Genomic DNA, 1,221 nt, shown 5'->3' with positions numbered 1-1,221 from the left:
AAGGAGGAATTTGCAAATGGCAAAGCAAAAATTCGAAAGAAGTAAACCACACGTAAATATCGGAACAATTGGTCACGTTGACCACGGTAAGACTACATTAACAGCAGCAATCACAACTGTTTTAGCAAACAGAGGATATGCAGAAGCATTCAACTATGCAGATATAGATAAGGCTCCAGAAGAAAAAGAAAGAGGAATCACTATCAACACTGCTCACGTTGAATATGAAACAGAAACAAGACACTATGCTCACGTTGACTGTCCAGGACATGCTGACTACGTTAAGAACATGATCACTGGTGCTGCTCAAATGGACGGTGCTATATTAGTATGTTCAGCAGCAGATGGTCCAATGCCACAAACAAGAGAACATATACTACTAGCTTCAAGAGTTGGTGTTGACTACATCGTTGTTTTCTTAAACAAAGCTGATATGGTTGATGACGAAGAATTATTAGAATTAGTTGAAATGGAAGTTAGAGAATTATTATCTGAATACAACTTCCCAGGAGATGATATCCCTGTAATTAAAGGTTCTGCATTAAGAGCTTTAGAAAACCCAACTGATCCAGAAGCAACAGCTTGTATCATGGAATTAATGGATGCTGTTGATAGCTACATCCCAACTCCAGAAAGAGCTACAGATAAGAACTTCTTAATGCCAGTAGAAGATGTATTCACAATCACTGGTAGAGGAACTGTTGCAACTGGAAGAGTTGAAACTGGTGTACTTCACGTATCTGACGAAGTTGAAATCGTTGGTTTAGCAGAAGAAAGCAGAAAAGTAGTAGTAACAGGAATCGAAATGTTCAGAAAGTTACTAGATGAAGCACAAGCTGGAGATAACGTAGGGGTATTATTAAGAGGTATCCAAAGAACTGAAATCGAAAGAGGTCAAGTTTTAGCTAAAGTTGGATCAATTAAGCCACACAGCAAGTTCGTAGGTCAAGTATACGTACTTAAAAAAGAAGAAGGTGGAAGACATACTCCATTCTTCGATGGATACAGACCACAATTCTACTTCAGAACAACTGACGTTACTGGATCAATCAAATTACCAGAAGGTATGGAAATGGTTATGCCAGGAGACCACATCGATATGAACGTTGAGTTAATAACTCAAGTTGCTATGGATGAAGGATTAAGATTTGCCATCAGAGAAGGTGGAAGAACTGTAGGTTCAGGAGTTGTTACTAAAGTTTTAGGATAATTCCTACTTTA

At 38.3% G+C, this 1,221-nt stretch carries 1 protein-coding gene; it reads left to right on the top strand.

What is annotated here, in order from left to right; genetic code table 11:
• The first annotated feature begins 16 nt into the window (after positions 1–16).
• Positions 17–1,210 (top strand): elongation factor Tu, encoded by a 1,194-nt coding sequence (gene tuf / locus Q5O29_RS07990; protein ID WP_022212437.1) that lies wholly within the window; start codon positions 17–19, stop codon positions 1,208–1,210.
• The last annotated feature ends 11 nt before the right edge of the window (positions 1,211–1,221 follow it).

Source organism: Clostridium sp. CAG:265, from assembly GCF_000436575.1.
Classification (GTDB): domain Bacteria; phylum Bacillota; class Clostridia; order Clostridiales; family Clostridiaceae; genus Clostridium; species Clostridium lentum.
The sequence above is the reverse complement of the archived record's forward strand: the minus strand, read 5'-3'. Positions and strand labels throughout refer to the sequence as shown.

Excerpts from the sequence above, each read along its gene's own strand:
- tuf (WP_022212437.1), top strand. The coding sequence starts at position 17 with ATGGCAAAGCAAAAATTCGAAAGAAGTAAACCACACGTAAATATCGGA.